General features: G+C 55.6%; 1 pseudogene. It reads left to right on the top strand.

The features are described from left to right. Positions 1-11: 11 nt before the first annotated feature. Positions 12-313 (top strand): annotated as a pseudogene (locus LI015_RS28110) (AAA family ATPase); the annotation flags it as partial.

Raw genomic sequence — 313 nt, 5'->3', positions numbered from 1 at the left:
ATAAGGAGGGGATGAGGTGTTCCCGCTCCATGCTGAGCCAGTACTTAAACGGGAAATATCCAAGCAGGCCAGTAAAGCTGGAGGAACGTCTGGAGAGGTGGCTGGAGGAGACAGAGGAACAGGAAGCAGCCTTCCGGCAGGAAAAACCGCAGGTGGCAGATAAGTATGCCCAGCAGATTGCTCGCCAGTTTGCCTCCCAGAAAGAACCGGAGGAAGCGGGAGAGCAGGAGCCGCTGCTGGAAGAGGAAGCGCCGCCCAGGATGGGAAGCAAGCCGGATGTGTTTGAATCCGATGATTACATCAACATAGTAGG

Source organism: Enterocloster sp. 210928-DFI.2.20, assembly GCF_020554465.1.
Taxonomy (GTDB): Bacteria; Bacillota; Clostridia; order Lachnospirales; family Lachnospiraceae; genus Enterocloster; species Enterocloster bolteae.
Note: the sequence above shows the minus strand (reverse complement) of the source record. Positions and strands in the feature narration are given on the sequence as shown.